Origin of the sequence: Pedobacter nyackensis, from assembly GCF_900176505.1 — a bacterium.
Classification (GTDB): domain Bacteria; phylum Bacteroidota; class Bacteroidia; order Sphingobacteriales; family Sphingobacteriaceae; genus Pedobacter; species Pedobacter nyackensis.
The window spans coordinates 88,346-108,660 of record NZ_FWYB01000010.1 but is presented as its reverse complement, the minus strand read 5'-3'; the positions used below and the strand labels follow the sequence as shown (position 1 = coordinate 108,660).

Below are 20,315 nucleotides of genomic sequence, written 5' to 3'. Positions count from 1 at the left end.
ATTCTTTTGTCTGATGTTAATTTTCTGTCGTAACGGCTTTGGCAATCGGCTCTGCATAATTGGCTAAACCGTAATTCGTATTTAAGCTCTTTACAGGCTCTTTTACATGCCATTCAAATTCATCCCTGAAATGTCTGATTGCACTGGCTACAGGCCATGCAGCAGCGTCACCAAGTGGACAAATGGTATTTCCTTCTATCTTCTTAGACACATCAACCAGCAAATCAATATCGCTCATTTTACCATGTCCATATTCCAATCTGTGTAACACCTTTTCCATCCATCCTGTTCCCTCTCTGCAAGGTGAACATTGTCCGCAACTCTCGTGGTGATAGAAACGAGAAAAGTTCCAGGTATTTCTAACGATACACTGATCTTCATCAAAAGCGATAAAACCACCTGAACCCAGCATCGTACCGGTAGCAAAACCACCTTCTGATAAAGATTCATAGCTCATCAACCTTGGCTCGCCATTCGCCAGCTTTAAAGTTAAATTAGCAGGTAATATCGGTACCGAAGATCCGCCGGCAACTGTAGCTTTCAGGCGTTTGCCATTGGCAATACCACCACAGTACTCGTCTGAATAAATAAATTCTTCAACCGGTAAGCCCAGGTCGATCTCGTAAACGCCCGGTCTAACTAAGTTACCCGAAGCAGAGATCAGTTTTGTTCCAGTACTGCGCCCAATACCAATCTTCGCATACTCGTCGCCGCCATCATTGATGATCGGAACAACAGCAGCAATAGATTCAACATTGTTCACTACAGTTGGACAACCGTATAATCCTGCAATTGCAGGGAAAGGAGGTTTAATCCTGGGGTTTCCTCTTTTACCTTCCAGTGATTCCAGCAAAGCTGTTTCCTCACCGCAGATATAAGCACCACCACCCGGCTGCACATACAGCTCAAGATCATAACCAGAACCTAAAATATTTTTACCCAAAAATCCGGCATTCTTTGCTTCAGCAATTGCTCTTTCCAGAATACGGATCTGCGGCATCATCTCACCACGTACGTAGATGTATGAGGTATTTGCACCCAATGCAAAACTGGAGACAATCATGCCTTCAATCAATGCATGCGGGATATGCGTCATCAGATACCGGTCTTTAAAAGTACCCGGTTCAGACTCATCCGCATTACAAACCAGATAACGCGCTACGCCTTCCGGTTTAGCCAGAAAGCTCCATTTCATCCCCGTAGGGAATCCTGCACCACCGCGACCACGCAATCCAGACTTCTTAACCTCTTCCACTACTTCATCAGGAGTTAAGGTCTTCAAAGCTTTCTCTACAGCACGGTACCCACCTTTTTGGCGATAAACATCAAGCGTATTGATGCCAGGTACGTTTATATGTTCTAATAATAGTTTACGGGCCATCTTCTATAGATATGAGATTAAGCTATTCGCTAAACCTTATTCTTTAAATTGTCAATCAATTCGTCTACCTTCTGCTCATTCAGGTTTTCGTAAAATGTGTATTCAGGACCAATCTGTAAAACCGGACCATAACCACAGGCTGCCAGGCATTCCACACCTCTCCAGCTAAACAAGCCATCTGCGGTCACTTCATTTTCCTTTACACCAAGCTTATTTTCAATATGCCCCATCAGTTTTTCAGCGCCAACCAGGCAGCAAGGGCCCGTTCTGCAAACCTCCAGCATATACTTACCCTGCGGCTTTAAAAAGTACATACTGTAAAATGTAGCCACTTCATAAACTTCAATGTCCTGAATGTTTAAATATGCAGCCACTTTACTCATTGCAGCCGGACTTAACCAGCCGAGCTCTGCCTGTACTTCATGCAGGACAGGTAATAAAGCCGACTTCTGTTTACCTTCAGGATATCTTTTTACGATCTCTCCCAGCTTTTCAATTAAAGCCGGCGAAAATTCTACAGGTTGTTGTTCTTCTACTTTAAGCATCTAATTCTCCTGCAATAATATTCATGCTACTCATGTTGATAATGGCATCTGACAACAGCATACCTTTACTCATGGGTGCAAACATTTGATAATTTATAAAACTAGGCCTTCTAAAATGCAAACGATAAGGAGTCCTGCCGCCGTCATTAATCAGGTAAAAACCAAGCTCTCCGTTACCACCTTCAACAGCATGGTAAACTTCAGCTTTAGGAGCGTCAATCTCTCCCATCACAATTTTAAAGTGATAGATCAATGCTTCCATATTGTTGTATACTTCCTCTTTTGCCGGCAAATAGAATTCAGGAACATCAGCATGGAATATTCCAGCAGGTTCTTTCTTCAATTTTTCCAGGGCCTGCTCAATCAGACGTACACTTTGCCACATCTCTTCGTTACGAACCAGGAAACGGTCATAAATATCACCACGGGTACCTACCGGAACTTCAAAGTCAAATTCATCGTATGAAGAATAAGGCTCACTTACACGAACGTCATAATCTACACCTGTTGCACGCAATAAAGGACCAGTCCAGCTATAATCTAAAGCTTGCTCCGGAGTTACACATGCCACACCTGCAGTACGGTCGATAAATATTCTGTTGCGGTTTAGCAAGTTTTCAAATTCTCTTAATGCAACAGGGAACTCCTTTAAGAACTTATTGATTTTTGCAAAAGCGATATCATTAAAATTCCGCTCAAATCCACCGATACGACCAACGTTAGTCGTTAAACGTGCACCGCAAATCTCCTCGTAAATCTCATAAATATGCTCTCTGAACTGAAAAAGGTACAGGAAGGTTGTAGTTGCTCCTGTATCCTGACCAATAATGGTATTGCAAATGATATGGTCAGAAATACGTGCCAGCTCCATGATGATTACCCTTAGATAATCTACACGCTTAGGCATCTGAATATTCAACAATTTCTCTACTGTCATGTGCCAGCCCATATTGTTGATGGGTGACGAGCAATAGTTCAACCGGTCTGTAAGCGGAGTGATCTGATAAAACGGCCTGTGTTCAGCTATTTTCTCAAATGCACGGTGGATATACCCAATGGTAGAAACACCACTCACAATGCGCTCTCCATCCAGTTGCAAAACGTTCTGGAACACACCATGCGTTGCCGGGTGCGTTGGGCCCAGATTAAGGGTCACCAATTCGCTCTGCGGATCGTTATCTGTATATATTGGTTGATTGTGACTCATATAAACTTACCTACCAAAGTATTCGTCTTTTTTATCTACCCGATTTGGATCTTCCAAAGGGTATTGCTTCAACATCGGATGAACACCAAGTTCGTCCATGTTCAATATTCTTCTTAAATCGGGATGTCCTTCAAATTTTACTCCGAAGAAGTCATATGTTTCGCGTTCCATCCAGTTTGCGCCATTCCATACCGTAGTTGCGGTAGGAACAATAGGATGCTGCGCATCTACATAAACTTTTATCCTTACTCTGATGCGTTGCACCATGCTATGCAGGTGGTAAACTACCGCAAGGCCGTGTTTTTTCTCAGGATAATGAACCGCTGTAATATCTGTAAGGAAATTAAAGTTAGCTACGCTGTTTTCTTTTAAAAACTGAAGCACATTAATCAGCACATCTGTAGTGGTCTCAAAAGTAAGCAAACCATAAGGCTCATCCACATTCATCACCTTATCCCCAAACTTTTCGCCCAGCAATGCTATTATTGCTTGATTAGTTACCTCTGCCATTATAGTATACCGTATGAAGCCAACATTTCTTTATATTGATCTGAGTCCCTTCTTCTGCCAGATTCATTCTTTACCAGCTCCTGAATTTTACCAAAACCGTCCAGAATTGCTTCTGGTCTCGGCGGGCAACCCGGAACATACACATCAACAGGGATAATCTCATCTATACCCTGTAAAACAGAGTAGGTATCGAAAATACCACCACTTGATGCACAGGCACCAACTGCAATTACCCAGCGAGGCTCGGCCATCTGTAAATAAACCTGCTTTAAAACAGGACTCATTTTCTTAGCTATCGTACCCATTACCATTAATAAATCGGCCTGACGTGGAGAAAAGCTTAAGCGTTCTGAACCGAAACGGCCAAAATCATAATGAGAACCCATTGTTGCCATAAATTCGATACCACAACAAGAAGTTGCGAATGGCAAGGGCCATAATGAATGGGAGCGAGCCAAACCAATAACTTTATCTAAAGAAGTGGCGAAAAAACCAGATCCTTCAATGCCTGGGGGCGCGTCTACTATGTTGATGTCACTCATGATATAAAACGAAAAAGGTTCATTCCTTTAAAGAATGAACCACAAATTTACAATTTTTTGAGGCAAAAGACCTAAGGTCTCTGCATTTAGAACCGATCTAAATAGATTAATTCCAGTCCAGTGCTTTCTTCTTCAAAACGTATATAAAGCCTAATAGTAACGTTCCCATAAATACGAACATTTCTATCATTCCTGTCATTCCCAGTTCACGGAAATTAACCGCCCAGGGATACATAAAAATCACCTCTATATCGAAAAGCACGAAAAGGATCGCTACCAGGAAATACTTGATAGAGAATGGCTGACGTGCATTACCAATCGTTTTAATACCCGCTTCAAAAGTCTCCAGCTTGTCTTTGGTTTTTCTCCTTGGCCCTAAAAAGTGTGTTGCAACTAAAGTAACCACAACAAATCCTAAAGCAACAATAACTTGAAATATAATGGGTAGAAAATCTACAGGTACACTTTGCGTTTCCATTTGAAAATAATTTGGGACAAAAATAAAACAAAAAGGCAGGATAACAACCCTGCCTTTTCATTTATTACTTAATTTATTACTTTTTTCTAACCGGTGCCTTAGGAGCAGGCGCAGTAAGCGATTTTAAACCTTCTAATGCAGTTGCATTCTGAGGGTCTAAAGCCAATACTTTATCCCAGTATAATTTAGCTTTTGCTTTATCATTTTTGTAAGAAGCAAAACCTGCAATCTGGTTATAAGCCTCTATCATGCTTTTTACCGGAGGAGCTGGTTGAATATTTTTAGCTATCCTAACTTCAGCAGAATCTAAATACTGTTGATAAAAAGGCAATTTTAATCCTTTAGGATCTGTATCACTATCCATTAAGTTATTTGCCCTTGCTCTCCAAAGAAGTACATCAATGGTAGTCGGAGCATCTTTTAACACTGTCGCAAAAGCCGCATCTGCTTTTACCAAAAGGTCTTTTGACGGATTGGTATTCGCGCTATAGCCTTGTCCATAAAGCAAATATCCAGCAAGTCCACGGTAGTAAAAATTATATAGTGAACCTTTTCCATGTGGATTATACTTGTTCACAATATCATAAGTTTCAATAGCTTTAGGATAGTTTTTCGCGTCGTAAAATCTTTTAGCCACGTCCGCAAGCGCTTCTACATTGGTAGAATCCATTTCTACAGCCTTTATCAGGTTCATCAAAGCCAAACTATCTTGCTTGTTTTCTGCCAGAGCTTTTCCAAGGTATAAATAATCTGAAGCGATGATACGTTTTGGATCTTTTGCCTTCGCAAAGAAATCGTTCATGTATTCCAAGCTCTTAGGATAATTTTTGTTCTCAAAAGCTGAGTAACCACGCATTCTTGAAACAACAAGACTTTTTTCGTTGTTAGGATCTGATGTAGCCAATGCAGAAGTTACCTCTTCTAAAGTTTTAAAATCTTTAGCATAATACAAAAACTGAGCATAACGCAATTTCGATTCAAAAGAATTATCCGTTAAATCAATATATTTCTTATAATTCTCTAAAGCCTGAGCAGCTCTCGCTTTAAATTCAGCAGGGATTTGATTTGCCCATTGCATGTATAATTCAGCAATTTCGCGATAAGCAGGACCATAGTTCGGATCCTTAGCAATCACCTCTTTTAAAACCTCCTCTGATTCAGCAAACGCTCTTGATTCTGTGTACATACGTCCAATCTGAACCTTACCTCTTAAAAGAGATTCGTTGATATTTCCTGCACGCATATAATTTTGCAAAGCTTCAGAGTTTTTCTTTTGCAAAGCATAATAGTCACCCAATGCTAGAAAAGTTTCAGCATCCTTATCATTTACATCAAGCTCTTCGGCTTTCTGCAGGTAAGGTAAAGCTGATTCAAAATCAGGCTTATCAGTTGCTATATAAGCTTTTCCGATGTACAATTGTGGAATCCAATCTTTCTTAGAAGATACCTCTACCGCTTTAGCAAAGTTTGTCTTTGCTGATGCCGCATTATTAGAGATCAAATCCGCTTCTCCTAAACCGATATAATTCAACGAATTTTTAGGCTCAGCAGCAACGCCCTGAGTAAACACGGCACGTGCAGAATCTACGTAATCCATACGTAAATATACTTCACCTAAATTATAGTAATTTTCACCTTTACTAGCTTGTGTTTTTACAAGCGTTTTCAGCATTGAACTCGCCTTTTGATACTGTTCGGCATCTATGGCCTTTTTTGCATCACTTATGCTTTGAGCAAAAGAGGCGGAACCCATCACTACTAAACCTAAACTTAAGGTTATTCCTTTCTTTGTCATTTTCATGGTTCGGTTATCGTTTTAAATTGTTATGAAGCCCTTTCACAGGCCTCATGGTTTAAATTGTTTCTGATTTTTCGGAGCCCCTATAAAAAGCTTCAATCCTCAAATATAAAATTTAGTTTGTATTCTTAAAATTAAAATCGCGCGAAGTCAGCTTGTGCGGCCCCAGTCCGGATCTCAGTACGATCAATTGTCCCCTTTGACTTACTAACCAAGTCGCAAAACCCGTGCCTAAACCGTTTTTACCACCCGCATCGATGATATATATATTTCTTAAAAAAGGATATTTACCATTAATCAAGTTAGCCTGAACCGGCTGATAAAACTGATCATCACCTTTTTTCCCTTTTATGTTTTTCACCCCCAGCATCTTCACTTTGGCAAGATAACCTTCCATTTCTTTCTTGTTATCCACCAACCAATTCACTCCAACAACCCCAATAAAACCTTTATTTTCGGCGATGTATTTAATCACATCGTTATTGGTCTGCAAAGTATAAATTCCTTTTGCCGGCAAAGTCTTAATCCCTGCCAGATCTTTAAAATAGCGCAACGTACTCGAATACGCATTATCAAACACCAACTGTTTACCAGTTGTTGATGTTCCTTTCAGGATATCCACTACTTCATTAACGTTAATCGTGGTATCCAAATTATCACTATTGGTGATTAATGCAATCCCATCAATCCCAAACCGGGAAGTTTTTGGGACAATATCCCTATTCCTATACATTTTATCCTCTGCTGCGGTCAGCATTCTCGACAAAATGATCACCCGCACACTGTCATTCAGAAAAACAGGCATTATCTTCTGCTCATTGCCCTCAATAATTGTAAATTTAGTATCCGGATAATCTGTCCTGAATACTTCAATCTGATCAGCGAGTACCTCCGAAAAGGATTCATCAACCAGCATACTAACCGTACCTGAAGTACGCGTTTCTTCTACAACACCTGCCGGTTTTTCTTTCTGCTTACAAGCCGCAAAAACCATTAGGAAAAGGATAAAGCTAAGATTCTTCATGCTTCTGATTAATTAAACGTATAAACCGTATCACACCGTATACGATAAGCAAACATCCCAACATAATCCTGTACTTTTGCTGAATCTCAGCAAGCACGGTAGTTCCAAGGATTAACATACCTCCAAGAACCACATAAAAGAGGAACATGACCAGGCCTAAAATGAACAGAAATCGCTGTTGAGGCGATTTCTGTTTAAATGTTTCGAGATTAAACATTCTTAATTTGATAAGGTAAAGCTAATTGGAATATTGTATTTAACACGTACTGGCTTACCGTTTTGAATACCTGGTGTCCATTTCGGACTGTTCTTCAAAACTCTGATGGCTTCCTCATCGGTACCACCCCCCAGTTTTCTTTCCACTTTAATATCCGTCAGATCTCCGTTTTTCTCAACTACGAAAGATAAGAACACTTTACCCTGAATGTTGTTTTCTTGTGCCATTGCAGGATATCTTACAGCTTTCTTAAGATAAGCATAGAATTTATCCATACCACCTGGGAAACCTGGCTGAGTTTCGATACTTACGAAGTCATAAACTTTAGTATCTTCCACTACTGCTGCCTGTTTCGGACCATCTCCAACCGGACCAGCGATAACGATATCAGCTGTTGGGTCCCCTTCAATAGTTTTCTGACCAGGGTCAGCTTTTTTCAAATCCTCAATTTGAACAGGTTCTTTATCGATTACCTCAGCATCCGGTTTTACAATCGGAGGAGGGAATTTAATTTGATCCTGTTTCGGTGGCGGAGGCTCAACCGGTGGCGGCGGAGGTGTCTCCGGGTTTACCGGTGGAGGTGGTGCAACCACAACCTCAACCTGTTTTACTTCATTATCTTCCGGCAACTTCCCTTTGATTACGCTAAGGATTTTTGGTGTTATAAACAACAAAACAAATGCTGCAGAAGCTATTAATAAGGCTCTTGCTGTAATCGCCGAACTCGCTCTACGCAGCTCGTAAGCCCCGTATTTCTTATTCTTATTCGCGAAAACCACGTCAAGCCATTCTGTTTTTAATAAATCTATCTTAGAACCAAACATAGCTTACTATTTTTAATATCGTTAATTATTTTATTATAAAATTCCAGCCTGTTTCATGAAATCCTTTTCGGAGTCAAGAATGTTCTCGTCATCAATTGCCGGAGCGGTTTTGATCTTAGTGATCGCCAGCTCGTCCATAATATCAACAAAATTCTTATAAGTAGCCCCTGAAGTTGGTTTGATCACCATAATGATCTGCCTTCCGCCAGTAGCATCTGCTACTTTCTTTTTATTATTCAATATCGACTTTCTGATATCAGCAAAGCTCTCTACAGTGGGAGCGTTCGATGCACTGGGAATGCCCATATACCAGGCTACTTTATTGTTTTTACCCAATAAAATGGTCATGGTCTCTGACTCCCGTACTGCAAGTCTCTCTACAGAGTTGTCATCTTTATCAGGCTTTGCAATATCCATTGCAATTGGTTTAGACAGGGAGGTGGTTAGCATAAAGAATGTAATCAGCAAGAAAGCTAAATCCACCATCGCGGTTAAATCCACTTTGGTATTCGCTTTTTTACTTCTTACCTTTTTGCCTTTTTTGCCCCCCCCGCCGGAGGTATCTAATTCTGCCATAATATATAATTATTATTCCGCACCGCCTTCGGCAGATGTGATTAAACTGAATTTGTTAATTTTCTGCTTCTGAAGGATATCAACGATCTTTTTAACGGCCGGATATTCTTCGTTTGCGTCTCCTTTAATACTTACACGCATTTGTGTAGAATGAAGTTCGGCAACAGACGTACGAGATTGCAGTATCCACTCAGCAAGCTGATTGTTGGTTGAATCTGCAGGAATTCCTCCGGCTGTTTCCTGGAACTTAGTTCTTTTCTCACCATCCATCATGATAAACTGCTTCAAACTTCCAATCGGAACTCCGAAAGCTCCAATAACACCAAAACGTTCTCTCTCTTCCGGAGTAAACTTAATGCTGTATTTCTCGCCCATCTTGTCCAGCGTCGACATCTTAATGTCTTTTCCAACAATTTCATAGAACACCTGTCCTTTACCGATAGATAAAATACCCATGTCCAAATCAGGAACCTTAAGTTTATAGGTTGATGAAGGAATGGTAACATCCAAAGGGTCTGGCTGGCGTGCTGTTGCTGTTAATATAAAGAAAGTAAGTAACAGGAAGGATACATCGCACATGGCGGTCATATCGATCGAAGTACTCTTTCTTTGAACCTTTGCTCTTGGCATAATTTTAAAAATTACTAATGTTTTAACTAATGATGTTTATTCTCCAGGTTTTCCATAAAACCAGGTAAAAAAAAATCATTATTTATTATTTATGCGTACTAGCGTAAGTTTGGATGATGCTGAAACCTGCTTCATCAATTGCATAAGTTAACTTATCAATTTTAGAAGTAAGGATGTTGTACATGATAATTGCGAAAGTTGAAGTACCAATACCTGTAGCTGTGTTAATCAAAGCCTCAGAAATACCAGTTGCCAACGCAGCCTGATCCGGAGCACCAGAGTTAGCCAAACCACCGAAGGCCTTGATCATACCTGTTACTGTACCTAATAGACCTGTTAATGTACCTACAGAAACCAAAGTAGCAATTACAGTTAAGTTTTGCTCTAACATTGGCATCTCTAAAGTTGTAGCTTCTTCAATATCTTTCTGGATAGCTAAACATTTCTGATCTGTGTCCATGTTTGGCTCTACTTCCATTTCACGGTATTTTTTCAAACCAGATTTAATTACGTTAGCAACAGAACCTTGTTGTTTGTCACACTCAGCCATAGCAGCTTCGATGTTGTTTGAATTTAAAAGCGATTGAATTTTTTTCACGAATGAATCTAATCCAGCTTTACCAGTTGCTTTGCTGATTACGATAAAACGCTCAATTGAGAATACGATTACCATAAGAAACATACCCAACAGTACAGGCACGATAAATCCACCTTTATAAGCCATACCCATATAGTTACCTACTTTTGGCATAGTTTCGTGCAAATCCGGATCTCCTCCGTCCACGAAGTTACCTCTATCACCAAAGATAAATTTAAAAATACATATCCCGATAATGATACAAATAGGAATAGTTAAAGTTGCGAATAAATTTGAAGCTGTCGAGCTCTCTTTTTTTACTGTTGTTGGTTTTGGTGCGTTTGCCATTTTTTTTTAGTTTTTTAGTTTTTAGTACTTTGTTTTGTTTTTTAAAATTAGATAAATATTCTGTATTACACACAACGACCATTATAAACTATTGTTGTAACAACAAATTTATAATTTTCATTTTAATTCCAAATTAAATTATCGTTAGTCTTTCCCCGAGTATTTCCCTTCACCTAGTTAGTATAATTAAAAAAGATTGTCCCCTTGGATGAGACAATCTTTCGCAATTAAAACTAAAAAAAAATTGAAATGCAAATTTTTCGAGAAAAAAATGCTTTTAATGTGCGTTTTCGGCAACTTTAGGGAAGGCAGCAAGCATTTCTTCACTTGCATAGGCTTCAAATTGCTTAAAGTTGTTTACAAATGCGATCGCCAATTCGTTCGCTTTTTTATCATATTCCCTGGCATCTGCCCATGTATTTCTTGGATTCAAAATTTCAGCAGGAACATTCGGACAGCCTACCGGGATGTTTAATCCGAACACAGGATCTGTCTCAAATGAGATATTTTCAAAATCACCATGCAATGCAGCGGTAATCATGGCCCTGGTATAAGCCAGCTTCATGCGTTTTCCTACGCCATAAGCTCCCCCACTCCATCCTGTATTGATCAACCATACATTTACCTTATGCTTTTGCATTTTTTCACCCAGCAAGCTGGCATAACGTGTTGGATGCAATGGCAGGAAAGCCTTACCAAAACAGGCAGAGAAAGTTAACTGAGGCTCTATAACCCCTGCTTCCGTACCGGCAACCTTAGCAGTATAGCCCGATATAAAGTGGAACATAGCCTGTCCCGGAGTTAATTTAGAGATTGGTGGCAATACCCCAAACGCATCTGCCGTTAAAAAGAAGATGTTTTTAGGCATTCCCGCTATCGAAGGAATGATTGCATGATCAATATACTCGATTGGGTAAGCTACCCTGGTATTTTCTGTCTTATCTATATTAGAGAAATCGACTGTTCGCGTTTGCGGGAAGTAATTGGTATTTTCCAGCAATGACCCAAATTTGATGGCGTTAAAGATCTGTGGCTCTTTTTCTGCCGTCAGGTCTACGCATTTTGCATAACAGCCGCCTTCAAAGTTAAACACGGTGTCTTCACTCCAGCCATGCTCATCGTCACCGATTAAGCCCCTTTCAGGATCTGCCGAAAGTGTTGTTTTTCCCGTACCCGACAAACCAAAAAAGATTGCCGTATCACCATCCTTACCAACATTGGCCGAGCAATGCATCGACAAAGTCTCTCTTTGATGCGGTAAAATAAAATTAAGTACCGAGAATATTCCTTTTTTTATTTCGCCGGTATAACCTGATCCGCCTACTAAAATCATTTTTTTAGTAAAGTTCAGGATCGAAAAATTTGGCTGCCTTGTACCATCTACAGCCGGATCGGCTAAGCATGTTGGCGCTGCGATAATCGTCCATTCCGGCTGATCTATCATTTCATCTTCAGCAACCCTTAAAAACAGGTTGTTTGCAAAAAGATTCTGGTAAGCCGTTTCTGTAACCACCCTGATGGTAGTTTTGTACCGCTCATCTGCACAGGCATAAGCATCCCTTACATAAAAGTCTTTTTGATTCAGGTGCGCTGTGATTTTCTCAAATAGCGAATCAAAATAATGCGGCTCCAGCTTAAAATTGATGTCACCCCACCAAACAGTGTCGCGCGTGATATCATCACAAACTATAAATCTGTCTTTAGGAGAACGACCGGTAAATTTCCCGGTGTCAATTGCCAATGCCCCGCTGTCCGCCAATGTTCCTTCTCCATTCTTCAAGGCTTCTTCAACCAATTCTGCTACATTAAGCTGAAATAAAGCGTTATCCGAATCTAAATTCAGATACTTTAAATCAGGCTTAAGCATAAACGCTTTGCTCATAAATAATAAGTTAGTCCCACAAAGTTATGCAGATAAAAAGGGAAAAAACATGATTTGACCCGAAAATATTTACTTATTGTTGCGGGTACACTAACACATAACTATCTTATTATCAATAATTTAAAACGATTTCATACAGCCATTTTAACCACCCGATTTTTTGACTTTGTAACCTTCTTTTTGCAATAAAAGCAATACTTTATCTCTAAAATCCCCCTGTATCAGGATTTCGCCGTCTTTAGCAGCCCCTCCTACCCCACATTTGGTTTTCAGCATCTTAGACAATTTGTCTAATTCTTCTTCATTTCCAACAAAACCTGTAATCAATGTTACAGCCTTTCCGCCGCGATTCTTTTTATCCAGCATCACCCTTAAATTTTGCTGGTTATTGGCTAAAGCTTCAGCAGGCTCTTCATTTTCTACTTCATAAGAAAAGGAAGGATCTGTGGAGTACATGATCCCACCCAAATCACTCAATGTTTTCTTTTTAGGCTTCATAATCAGGCGTAATGATATTTAAAGATAACGGGTTAACGGACACAGATATTTCAGTTCCCATAAAATATGGCTCACCATCAATGTGGATCGCATCCTCTTTAACCCTGCTGATTTGTATATTTTTCCCTTTGATGATCTCCACCAGGTTAGAATGATCTGTTTTTGAACACAACATTTCATAAGCCAGTAAGGGCAGCTTATACATGGGGAATTCTTTCACTACACATACGTCGAGCAATCCATCCGTAACCGATGCCGTAGGTGCGATATGTGCATTGTTGCCATATTGCGATGAATTGGCGATGCTGATCACAAATGCGGTCCGCACATATTCCTTCCCATCGATCACAATGCGGTATTTCTGCGACTTATAACTCAGTACCTCCTTTAAGCCCAATTTGATATAACCGCTTAAGCCTCTTCCTTTATTACCGGCAAATACGGAGCTGATGTGTGCATCAAATCCCATTCCGGCCATGTTAAAAAAACATTTATCGTTAAATATAGCCGTATCAATAACCGATACTTTACAAGTATTAATCACCTTAATCGCCTTCACGGTATTCATCGGTATTTTTAAAAACCTTGCCAAACCATTTCCAGATCCAAATGGTATCACCCCCAGTATTTTCTGCTGTTGCATTACTTTAGCTGCAACTTCATTGATCGTACCATCACCACCAACGGCAACGATCACGTCAAAGTTTTTGTTCGCGGCTTCTTCAGCGATTTCGGAAGCATGGCCAACATATTCTGTAAAAGCAAAATTTGCATTAAACTTCGAACGGTCGAGGTGAGTATCTATCAACGCAGGAAGCTTTTGTTTGTTCTTCCCCCCTGATATTGGGTTTATGATAAATAGAATATTTAATTTTGACAAGATCTTGTGGCTTTATTTCCCACAAAATAATCGATATTTTTTGACTATTTAAATATATAGTGTAATTTTGCAGCATTAAAGTGGACTGATTTGCGATGCTATGTTAAAATAGCGGGATTGCAACCACGTAAAAAAAAGTGCTAACCTATTATACACTTCATTTTACCGCCTGTTTTTACAGGGTCATCTTCCATTTTACATAATTGTTTACTGTTTAAATTAATTATTTAAAATGTCGTATTTATTTACATCAGAATCTGTATCCGAAGGCCATCCTGATAAAATCGCAGATCAAATCTCAGACGCCCTAATTGATAACTTTTTAGCATTTGATCCTGATTCAAAGGTAGCCTGTGAGACATTGGTTACTACCGGTCAGGTTATGTTAGCCGGTGAGGTAAAATCAACAACTTACCTTGATGTGCAACAAATCGCCCGCGAAGTGATCAGAAAAATTGGTTACACCAAAAGCGAATATATGTTCGAGGCCAACTCTTGTGGTATCCTTTCTGCCATTCATGAGCAGTCGCAGGACATCAACCAGGGTGTTGACCGTTCCAGCAAAGAAGAGCAAGGTGCCGGTGATCAGGGCATGATGTTTGGTTATGCTACCAACGAAACTGAAGACTATATGCCTTTAGCGCTTGATCTTTCTCATAAATTATTGCAGGAGCTTGCCGCTTTAAGACGCGAAAACACAGCCATTACTTACTTACGTCCTGATGCAAAATCGCAGGTAACATTAGAATATGACGACAACAACAAGCCTGTACGTATTGATGCTATCGTAATCTCTACTCAACATGATGATTTTGATGAAGAGACCACGATGCTTGCAAAAATCAAAACTGATCTTGTTTCCATCTTGATTCCAAGGATCATTGCTAAATATCCTCAGTACGCACATTTGTTCAACGATAAAATTGAATACCACATCAACCCAACCGGTAAGTTTGTAATCGGTGGTCCACATGGTGATACCGGCTTAACCGGTCGTAAGATCATTGTAGATACTTATGGCGGTAAAGGTGCACATGGTGGTGGTGCTTTCTCTGGAAAAGATCCAAGCAAGGTAGATAGAAGTGCAGCTTATGCTACACGTCACATCGCTAAAAACCTTGTTGCAGCCGGTCTTGCTGATGAAATCCTGGTACAGGTAAGTTATGCTATTGGTGTAGCTAAACCAATGGGTATCTATATCAACACTTACGGAACAAGCAAAGTGAGTAAAACTGATGGTGAGGTTGCTAAGATTGTAGAAGGCTTATTTGATATGCGACCTTACTTTATCGAGCAACGCTTAAAATTAAGAAACCCTATTTACAGCGAAACTGCTGCTTACGGACACATGGGCCGCAAGCCGGAAACTGTAACCAAAACTTTCAGAACACCTAACGGTGAAGAGAAAGTAGTTACTGTTGAACTGTTCACCTGGGAGAAACTAGATTTCGTAGATCAGGTTAAAGCTGCTTTTGCTTTGTAAAACAGCAGAGCAATTATATTTAAAAGGGCTGTATCATTTCGCATGATACAGCCCTTTTGTTTGTTCTCCACGCCTAAACACCTGCTCCTATTGTCGAGGGTACAGTGTTACCTGGGCTTTGGTAGCGTCCGCAATAACTAAAGGAAATCTAGCGGTAAAAGAGCGGATAAGTAGCGGGTTGCTTTACCCTTGGCTTACCCTTCCTTTAGGGTTCCGTTACCCCTTAGGGGTAAACCAATGGTAAAGCAAGGGTAAAGCAGGGGTAAAGGAAGGGTAAAGCAACCCGCTCTTTTACTGCTAGTCTACCGCTAGTCACCCTCAATTTATTATACAGGCTGCTAAAGCGCGAGCAAGACGATAGCCAAACGGTTTTCAGTCTATTCAAACCATTTCTATCAGATGATGTTGTATAAGCAGTATTAGTATTCAATAAAATTTATAATTATGGAACATCCCGCAGATATGACGACCCTAAGTCAAATTCTAGAGAAATTAAGGCTTAAGGGCATGGACAACGAAATTACCATGACAGACCACGGAAAAATGCAAGGAAAAGAACCGAATAATATTTACAACCCGGAGGATTTGACAATTATTAAAACCTACCGTTTTGAAGGAGATTCTGATCCTGCGGACAATACAGTACTTTATATACTGGAGGACAAAGACGGGCAGATCGGCTATATTCTGGATGCTTATGGAATGTATAGCACACATGAAGGTGTAAATTTTTCTGACTTCCTGAAAAAGATACCGACTGCTGACAGAGATTTACAGGAACTGTTCAGTTAGTACTTGTCATACCACGATACCGATATCATAAAAACAAGCGAGGGTGCTTCTTAGACACCCTCACTTGCTTTTATGATTTTAGTAATCCACGTGGTAATCTTTGGCAAAGTCTGCACCACTCCAGGCAAGCTTGCTGGTCCAGGCGACAGGAGCTGCAGCCCAGAATTCGTGGCTCGCAGGGAGTCCCAATGGCAGGAATGATAAAGTTGCCATGTATAAACTTCCTGTAGAGGTATAATAATCTGCAACTTTTGGCTGATGTCCGCAGAAGCCTAACTGTAGCCAGTCATTTTTATCAAATGTACCTGGTGTACCATACATATTCTGTTTCACTTTAGTTAGCGCACAGCGCACTTGTGCTGGTTTAATCGATGTCGGCAGTTTCTCCATCAATGCAATCTGAGTTAATGCCTGAAATGCGCCTGTTCTGTAGGTAATCGAGCGACCTATCGGAGGGAAAGTCCCTTCAGGAGAAATCATACGCTCCTGCCCTACAGCAAAGCGCTGCATGCGCTTTAAAGCCTGGTCATATAGTTTCTGCTCCACTATCTTTTTATCGGCCATTACAGCCAGCGTATCCACCATCATCGGATGTATAACAAAGGAATTGTAGTAATCAAAAGCCAGATTAGGACCATCACCATACCAACCATCTCCCTTGTACCATTCTCTAAGTTGTCTTGGTCCCTCATTTAAGCGGTCGTTATCATATTGCTCATTTATATTCAGCAAAAATGCTTCGGTAATTGATCCGAACAGCAACCAGTTGCTTTTGAAAGGCTTTCTGTTTCTTAGCGATTTAAAGGCCGCAATGATCCTTTGTTTGGTTCCCTCTTCAAGTGGTTCCCATAAGGCCTTTGGTGCTCTTAAAAACGTTTGTGCCAGGTAAGCAGCATCCACGATAGGCTGATGGTCAGTAGCAAAGTTCAAGGCATCCGGACTGCCGGGTGTAAAACATTTATTTAAACCTTCTATAGCAGCTAGTCTCATTTTTTTTCTTGCCACTCCTTCTGCGGTCTTGTCATCTGGCAAGGCCAGCCATGGTGCAATACCAGCATAGGTACGGCCAACGGCCTCAAGGTAAGTTACGTGTAGGGAACGCGAATCAAAGGTCGGCGATTTTTCCAATGGCATATTTTTAACCAAAGTACCATTGGCCAGGTTGAACACTACAGGATTAGCAATTTTGTATAGCAGTTTCCACCAGTAGTCGCGGTCGTTGCCGGCTAAACCGGCTGTTACTTTTGCCTGATCAGTAGCGGCAAATATATTTTTCGGGCTCATTGTGCCAATAATTCCGGCCAATGAGAAAGCCCCTATAAATTTCCTTCTTTCCATATTATTGTTCTATAAATACCAGTTCTTGTAACGCATCAATGCCTCTAAATAATAATAATCTGCATAAGTTAAGGGTACATCAATTTCCGATCTTAGAGGCAATGCACCAGTGCTGTGCATCAGTAAAAAACCACCATTCTGACCCGGCTTAGCAAGATAAGCATCAGAAGCCAATGATCTGATCATTTTCTCGGCCGCTGCAACGTAAACCTTAGTATTTTTCTTTGAGGTGTATTGTCCAAGTTCCAATAAAGCGGATGCAATCACAGAAGCTGCTGAGGCATCCCTGTAGGTATTTGGAATACCCGGGGCATCAAAATCCCAGTAAGGAACCATATCAGCAGGCATATTGGGATGATTCAGTATAAAACCGGCAATATGGTTAGCCTGTTCTAAATAGCGTTCATCTTTTGTAAACCTGTACATCATAGTATAGCCATACAAAGCCCAACCCTGTCCACGGCTCCATGCCGAGGCATCAGAGGCCCCCTGTTGGGTTCCACGTTTCACAACTCCACCATTATTCATGTCATAATCTACTACATGGTATGAGCTGTAATCAGGTCTGAAATGATTTTTAAGCGAAGTGTCGGCATGATTGATAGCTATTTCTTTGTATTTAGGATTGCCCCCATTATCACTTACCCAGGCCAGCAACTCAAGATTCATCAGGTTATCAATGATCACAGGTCCTCTCCATTTCTTAGTAGCATTCCAGGATTGGATCACTTTTGCGTTAGGGCGGTAACGTGTCGTTAATGAAGCCGCAGCCGTATCTATTGTAGGCCTATATTTAGGATCCTTAGTAATCCTGTAAGCATTTCCGAAGCTGCAGTACATCATAAAGCCCAGATCGTGGTTTCCTGTATAATGCTTTTCCTTTTCCAATATGGCCAGGCGTTTCTCCGCTTCCCTAAGCGTCGCAGTATCCCGGGTATACTCGTAAATATACAAGAGCGATCCCGGATAAAAACCACTGCACCACCATTTGGTATCGCTTGTTTCTACTTTATTTGATTTAGCGTAATACGTTTTGGGCATTACCTGCGCAGGAACGTTTTTAGCCAGCACCTTATATTGCTGTGTGGCAAATTCAAATTGCTCATCAATCAGCTCTTTCATCTGCACCCTTTTCCAGTTCGCCTGCTGCGCGCTGGCCAAGCTTGTTGTAGCCAGAAAGCAGACAGTAAACAATAGTTTCTTCATAGATTTATTTGTGTGTGTGTATATTAGGCTGTTTTTTTGGATAAATGCTTTTTACAATTACATTTTAGCATCCATCAATTTTGTCGTTTTAGATTTAGGAGTGACCAGTTTCATCTTTATCACAAAAGCGCTTTCAGACTGGAATTTTGTTGGAAGTACCACATCATAGTAGGTATTCTTATCAAGGTCTAATCCGATCTCAGCATGTTTTAATTGCAATTGCTGATGGTTTACCAAAAGCACTGCTGTACCGGGAACCTCTTTAGCATTTTTCGGCACTGCTATGCGCACAATACCATTTACGGGTTTATTGAAAACCGTTAGATAAAGATTGGTGTCCTTTTGTGTGAAATATCCTAATTTGGAAGGTACTAATGAGGCGTGACGAACCCCATAAACCGCTTCGCCATTTACTTTTAACCATTCACCGATCTCCTTAGCTATTTTATCCTCTTCAGGATGCATTTTTCCGTTGCCATCGGGTCCAAAATTTAGTACAAAATTGCCGTTCATCGATACTGCTTGCATCAACAGATCCAACAAATCATCAGTAGTTTTGGTATAAATCCCTGACCAGTCTTTCATGTAACCCCAGCCGTTTGGCGGAATAGTCATTACCGCATCCCAGTCGTTGCCCTTAACCCATTCAAATTCCGCAGGTAGTTTACGTTCCCAACCCTGTTCATAATCTCCCAAAATATTTCCGTTCGAATCAAAATGCCGGGAGCCGTGCTCGTCGTTACGAAAACGAGAACCAATAATTAACCCGGGATGTTTCTCACGAAGTTCTTTCTCCAGCTTATAGGTAAACTCGTAAGCGCTTTTCCATGAAGCATCCCAGGTTCCGTCAAACCAAAAACCTTTCATTTTCGGGTAGTTTGCTAGCAGTTCCAACAACTGGTTTCTGGTGTATTGCAAAAACTTATCGAAATTTTTCTTTTCTTCATCTGTTTTTGGAGCCTTACCCATATAATTTGGGTTGTTCCATTCCAAGACAGAAAAATATAAGTAAACATCTATTCCTTCAGCGGTGTAAGCGTCTACTATTTCCTTTACGATATCCTTTTTATAAGGTGCATTAGAGATGTTATAATCTGAATATTTTGTCGGCCAAAGTGCGAATCCATCATGGTGCTTTGTGGTAAATATCATGTACTTTGCCCCCATATCCTTAGCTTGTTTAGCCCAGCGTTTAGCATCAAAGTCTTTTGGATTAAACTGCTTATACAAGTTGTCATAAGTGTTTTTCCAATCTTTAGGTGCAGTCGGTCCGCCCCATGAACGAATCCATTCAGATGCAGCAGCCCCACCTCTTGCACTTACTCCATTCCATTCGTTTCCGACGATGGAATAAATCCCCCAATGGATAAATTGCCCTAAGCCATATTTACGAAAAGACGCCATATCAGCATCCGTTCGATTAGGAGGAGTTAAAGATCCATATTTGACTTCAACTTGTTTGGACGGTTTGACTTTTGGTCCCGTCCATTGACCATTCGCATTATTAGTAGCAACTATAATTGAAATTGCAATAATCACGCATTTTAATTTTTGTCTCATAATTAAATTTTATGCCTGC

General features: G+C 40.5%; 20 protein-coding genes. 2 read left to right on the top strand and 18 right to left on the bottom strand.

The window, feature by feature from the left end:
* Positions 1–16 precede the first annotated feature (16 nt).
* The 15 genes from nuoF to B9A18_RS17195 all read right to left on the bottom strand — a co-directional run bounded on the left by nuoF (position 17) and on the right by B9A18_RS17195 (position 13,917).
* The gene (nuoF, locus tag B9A18_RS17270) at positions 17–1,381 is read right to left on the bottom strand and encodes an NADH-quinone oxidoreductase subunit NuoF (protein ID WP_084290797.1); all 1,365 of its coding nucleotides are present in this window, start codon (positions 1,379–1,381) and stop codon (positions 17–19) included.
* A gap of 29 nt (positions 1,382–1,410) precedes the next feature.
* On the bottom strand, positions 1,411–1,926 hold the full coding sequence (locus tag B9A18_RS17265) for an NADH-quinone oxidoreductase subunit NuoE family protein (RefSeq protein WP_084290796.1): 516 nt from the start codon (positions 1,924–1,926) through the stop codon (positions 1,411–1,413).
* Positions 1,919–3,133: an NADH-quinone oxidoreductase subunit D gene (locus B9A18_RS17260; protein ID WP_084290795.1), complete on the bottom strand. Its 1,215-nt coding sequence runs from the start codon at positions 3,131–3,133 to the stop codon at positions 1,919–1,921. The genes B9A18_RS17265 and B9A18_RS17260 overlap by 8 nt, the downstream gene beginning before the upstream one ends.
* A gap of 6 nt (positions 3,134–3,139) precedes the next feature.
* Positions 3,140–3,643 carry an NADH-quinone oxidoreductase subunit C gene (locus B9A18_RS17255; RefSeq protein ID WP_084290794.1) on the bottom strand — a complete coding sequence of 168 codons (504 nt, stop codon included), beginning with the start codon at positions 3,641–3,643 and terminating at the stop codon, positions 3,140–3,142.
* Positions 3,643–4,185: an NADH-quinone oxidoreductase subunit B gene (locus tag B9A18_RS17250; RefSeq protein WP_084290793.1), complete on the bottom strand. Its 543-nt coding sequence runs from the start codon at positions 4,183–4,185 to the stop codon at positions 3,643–3,645. The genes B9A18_RS17255 and B9A18_RS17250 overlap by 1 nt, the downstream gene beginning before the upstream one ends.
* 106 nt (positions 4,186–4,291) lie before the next feature.
* The gene (locus tag B9A18_RS17245; protein ID WP_084290792.1) at positions 4,292–4,663 is read right to left on the bottom strand and encodes an NADH-quinone oxidoreductase subunit A; all 372 of its coding nucleotides are present in this window, start codon (positions 4,661–4,663) and stop codon (positions 4,292–4,294) included.
* A gap of 76 nt (positions 4,664–4,739) precedes the next feature.
* Positions 4,740–6,458 (bottom strand): tetratricopeptide repeat protein, encoded by a 1,719-nt coding sequence (locus tag B9A18_RS17240; RefSeq protein ID WP_235005360.1) that lies wholly within the window; start codon positions 6,456–6,458, stop codon positions 4,740–4,742.
* Positions 6,459–6,576: 118 nt separating this feature from the next.
* Positions 6,577–7,485 (bottom strand): substrate-binding domain-containing protein, encoded by a 909-nt coding sequence (locus B9A18_RS17235; RefSeq protein ID WP_084290790.1) that lies wholly within the window; start codon positions 7,483–7,485, stop codon positions 6,577–6,579.
* Positions 7,486–7,704: 219 nt separating this feature from the next.
* On the bottom strand, positions 7,705–8,526 hold the full coding sequence (locus tag B9A18_RS17225) for an energy transducer TonB (RefSeq protein WP_084290788.1): 822 nt from the start codon (positions 8,524–8,526) through the stop codon (positions 7,705–7,707).
* Positions 8,527–8,559: 33 nt separating this feature from the next.
* Positions 8,560–9,102 (bottom strand): ExbD/TolR family protein, encoded by a 543-nt coding sequence (locus B9A18_RS17220; RefSeq protein WP_084290787.1) that lies wholly within the window; start codon positions 9,100–9,102, stop codon positions 8,560–8,562.
* A 12-nt stretch (positions 9,103–9,114) separates the two neighbouring features.
* The gene (locus tag B9A18_RS17215; protein ID WP_084290786.1) at positions 9,115–9,732 is read right to left on the bottom strand and encodes an ExbD/TolR family protein; all 618 of its coding nucleotides are present in this window, start codon (positions 9,730–9,732) and stop codon (positions 9,115–9,117) included.
* An 85-nt stretch (positions 9,733–9,817) separates the two neighbouring features.
* The gene (locus B9A18_RS17210) at positions 9,818–10,657 is read right to left on the bottom strand and encodes a MotA/TolQ/ExbB proton channel family protein (protein WP_084290785.1); all 840 of its coding nucleotides are present in this window, start codon (positions 10,655–10,657) and stop codon (positions 9,818–9,820) included.
* 277 nt (positions 10,658–10,934) lie between these two features.
* Positions 10,935–12,539, bottom strand: a complete 1,605-nt coding sequence (gene pckA / locus B9A18_RS17205) for a phosphoenolpyruvate carboxykinase (ATP) (RefSeq protein ID WP_084290784.1) — start codon at positions 12,537–12,539, stop codon at positions 10,935–10,937.
* 144 nt (positions 12,540–12,683) lie between these two features.
* Complete coding sequence (locus B9A18_RS17200) at positions 12,684–13,037, bottom strand: translation initiation factor (RefSeq protein ID WP_084290783.1); 354 nt, start codon at positions 13,035–13,037, stop codon at positions 12,684–12,686.
* Positions 13,027–13,917, bottom strand: a complete 891-nt coding sequence (locus B9A18_RS17195; RefSeq protein ID WP_084290782.1) for a diacylglycerol/lipid kinase family protein — start codon at positions 13,915–13,917, stop codon at positions 13,027–13,029. Before B9A18_RS17195 ends, B9A18_RS17200 begins: the two co-directional genes overlap by 11 nt.
* A gap of 232 nt (positions 13,918–14,149) precedes the next feature.
* Here B9A18_RS17195 and metK point away from each other — a divergent pair, with 232 nt between their 5' ends.
* A complete protein-coding gene (metK, locus tag B9A18_RS17190) occupies positions 14,150–15,400 on the top strand; it encodes a methionine adenosyltransferase (protein WP_084290781.1) in 1,251 nt (416 codons plus the stop codon).
* Between the two features lie 444 nt (positions 15,401–15,844).
* Entirely contained in the window at positions 15,845–16,192 is a 348-nt protein-coding gene (locus B9A18_RS17185; RefSeq protein ID WP_084290780.1) for a hypothetical protein, read from the top strand.
* 78 nt (positions 16,193–16,270) lie between these two features.
* On the opposite strand, the gene B9A18_RS17180 is transcribed toward B9A18_RS17185, so the two are convergent.
* From B9A18_RS17180 to B9A18_RS17170, 3 genes are read right to left on the bottom strand one after another with little or no spacing between them, the layout of a single operon-like run.
* Positions 16,271–17,530, bottom strand: coding sequence for a DUF2264 domain-containing protein (locus B9A18_RS17180; RefSeq protein ID WP_084290779.1), 1,260 nt, complete (start codon positions 17,528–17,530; stop codon positions 16,271–16,273).
* Between the two features lie 9 nt (positions 17,531–17,539).
* Positions 17,540–18,736: a glycoside hydrolase family 88 protein gene (locus B9A18_RS17175; protein WP_084290778.1), complete on the bottom strand. Its 1,197-nt coding sequence runs from the start codon at positions 18,734–18,736 to the stop codon at positions 17,540–17,542.
* Between the two features lie 57 nt (positions 18,737–18,793).
* A complete protein-coding gene (locus B9A18_RS17170) occupies positions 18,794–20,296 on the bottom strand; it encodes an alpha-L-fucosidase (RefSeq protein ID WP_084290777.1) in 1,503 nt (500 codons plus the stop codon).
* Positions 20,297–20,315 lie beyond the last annotated feature (19 nt).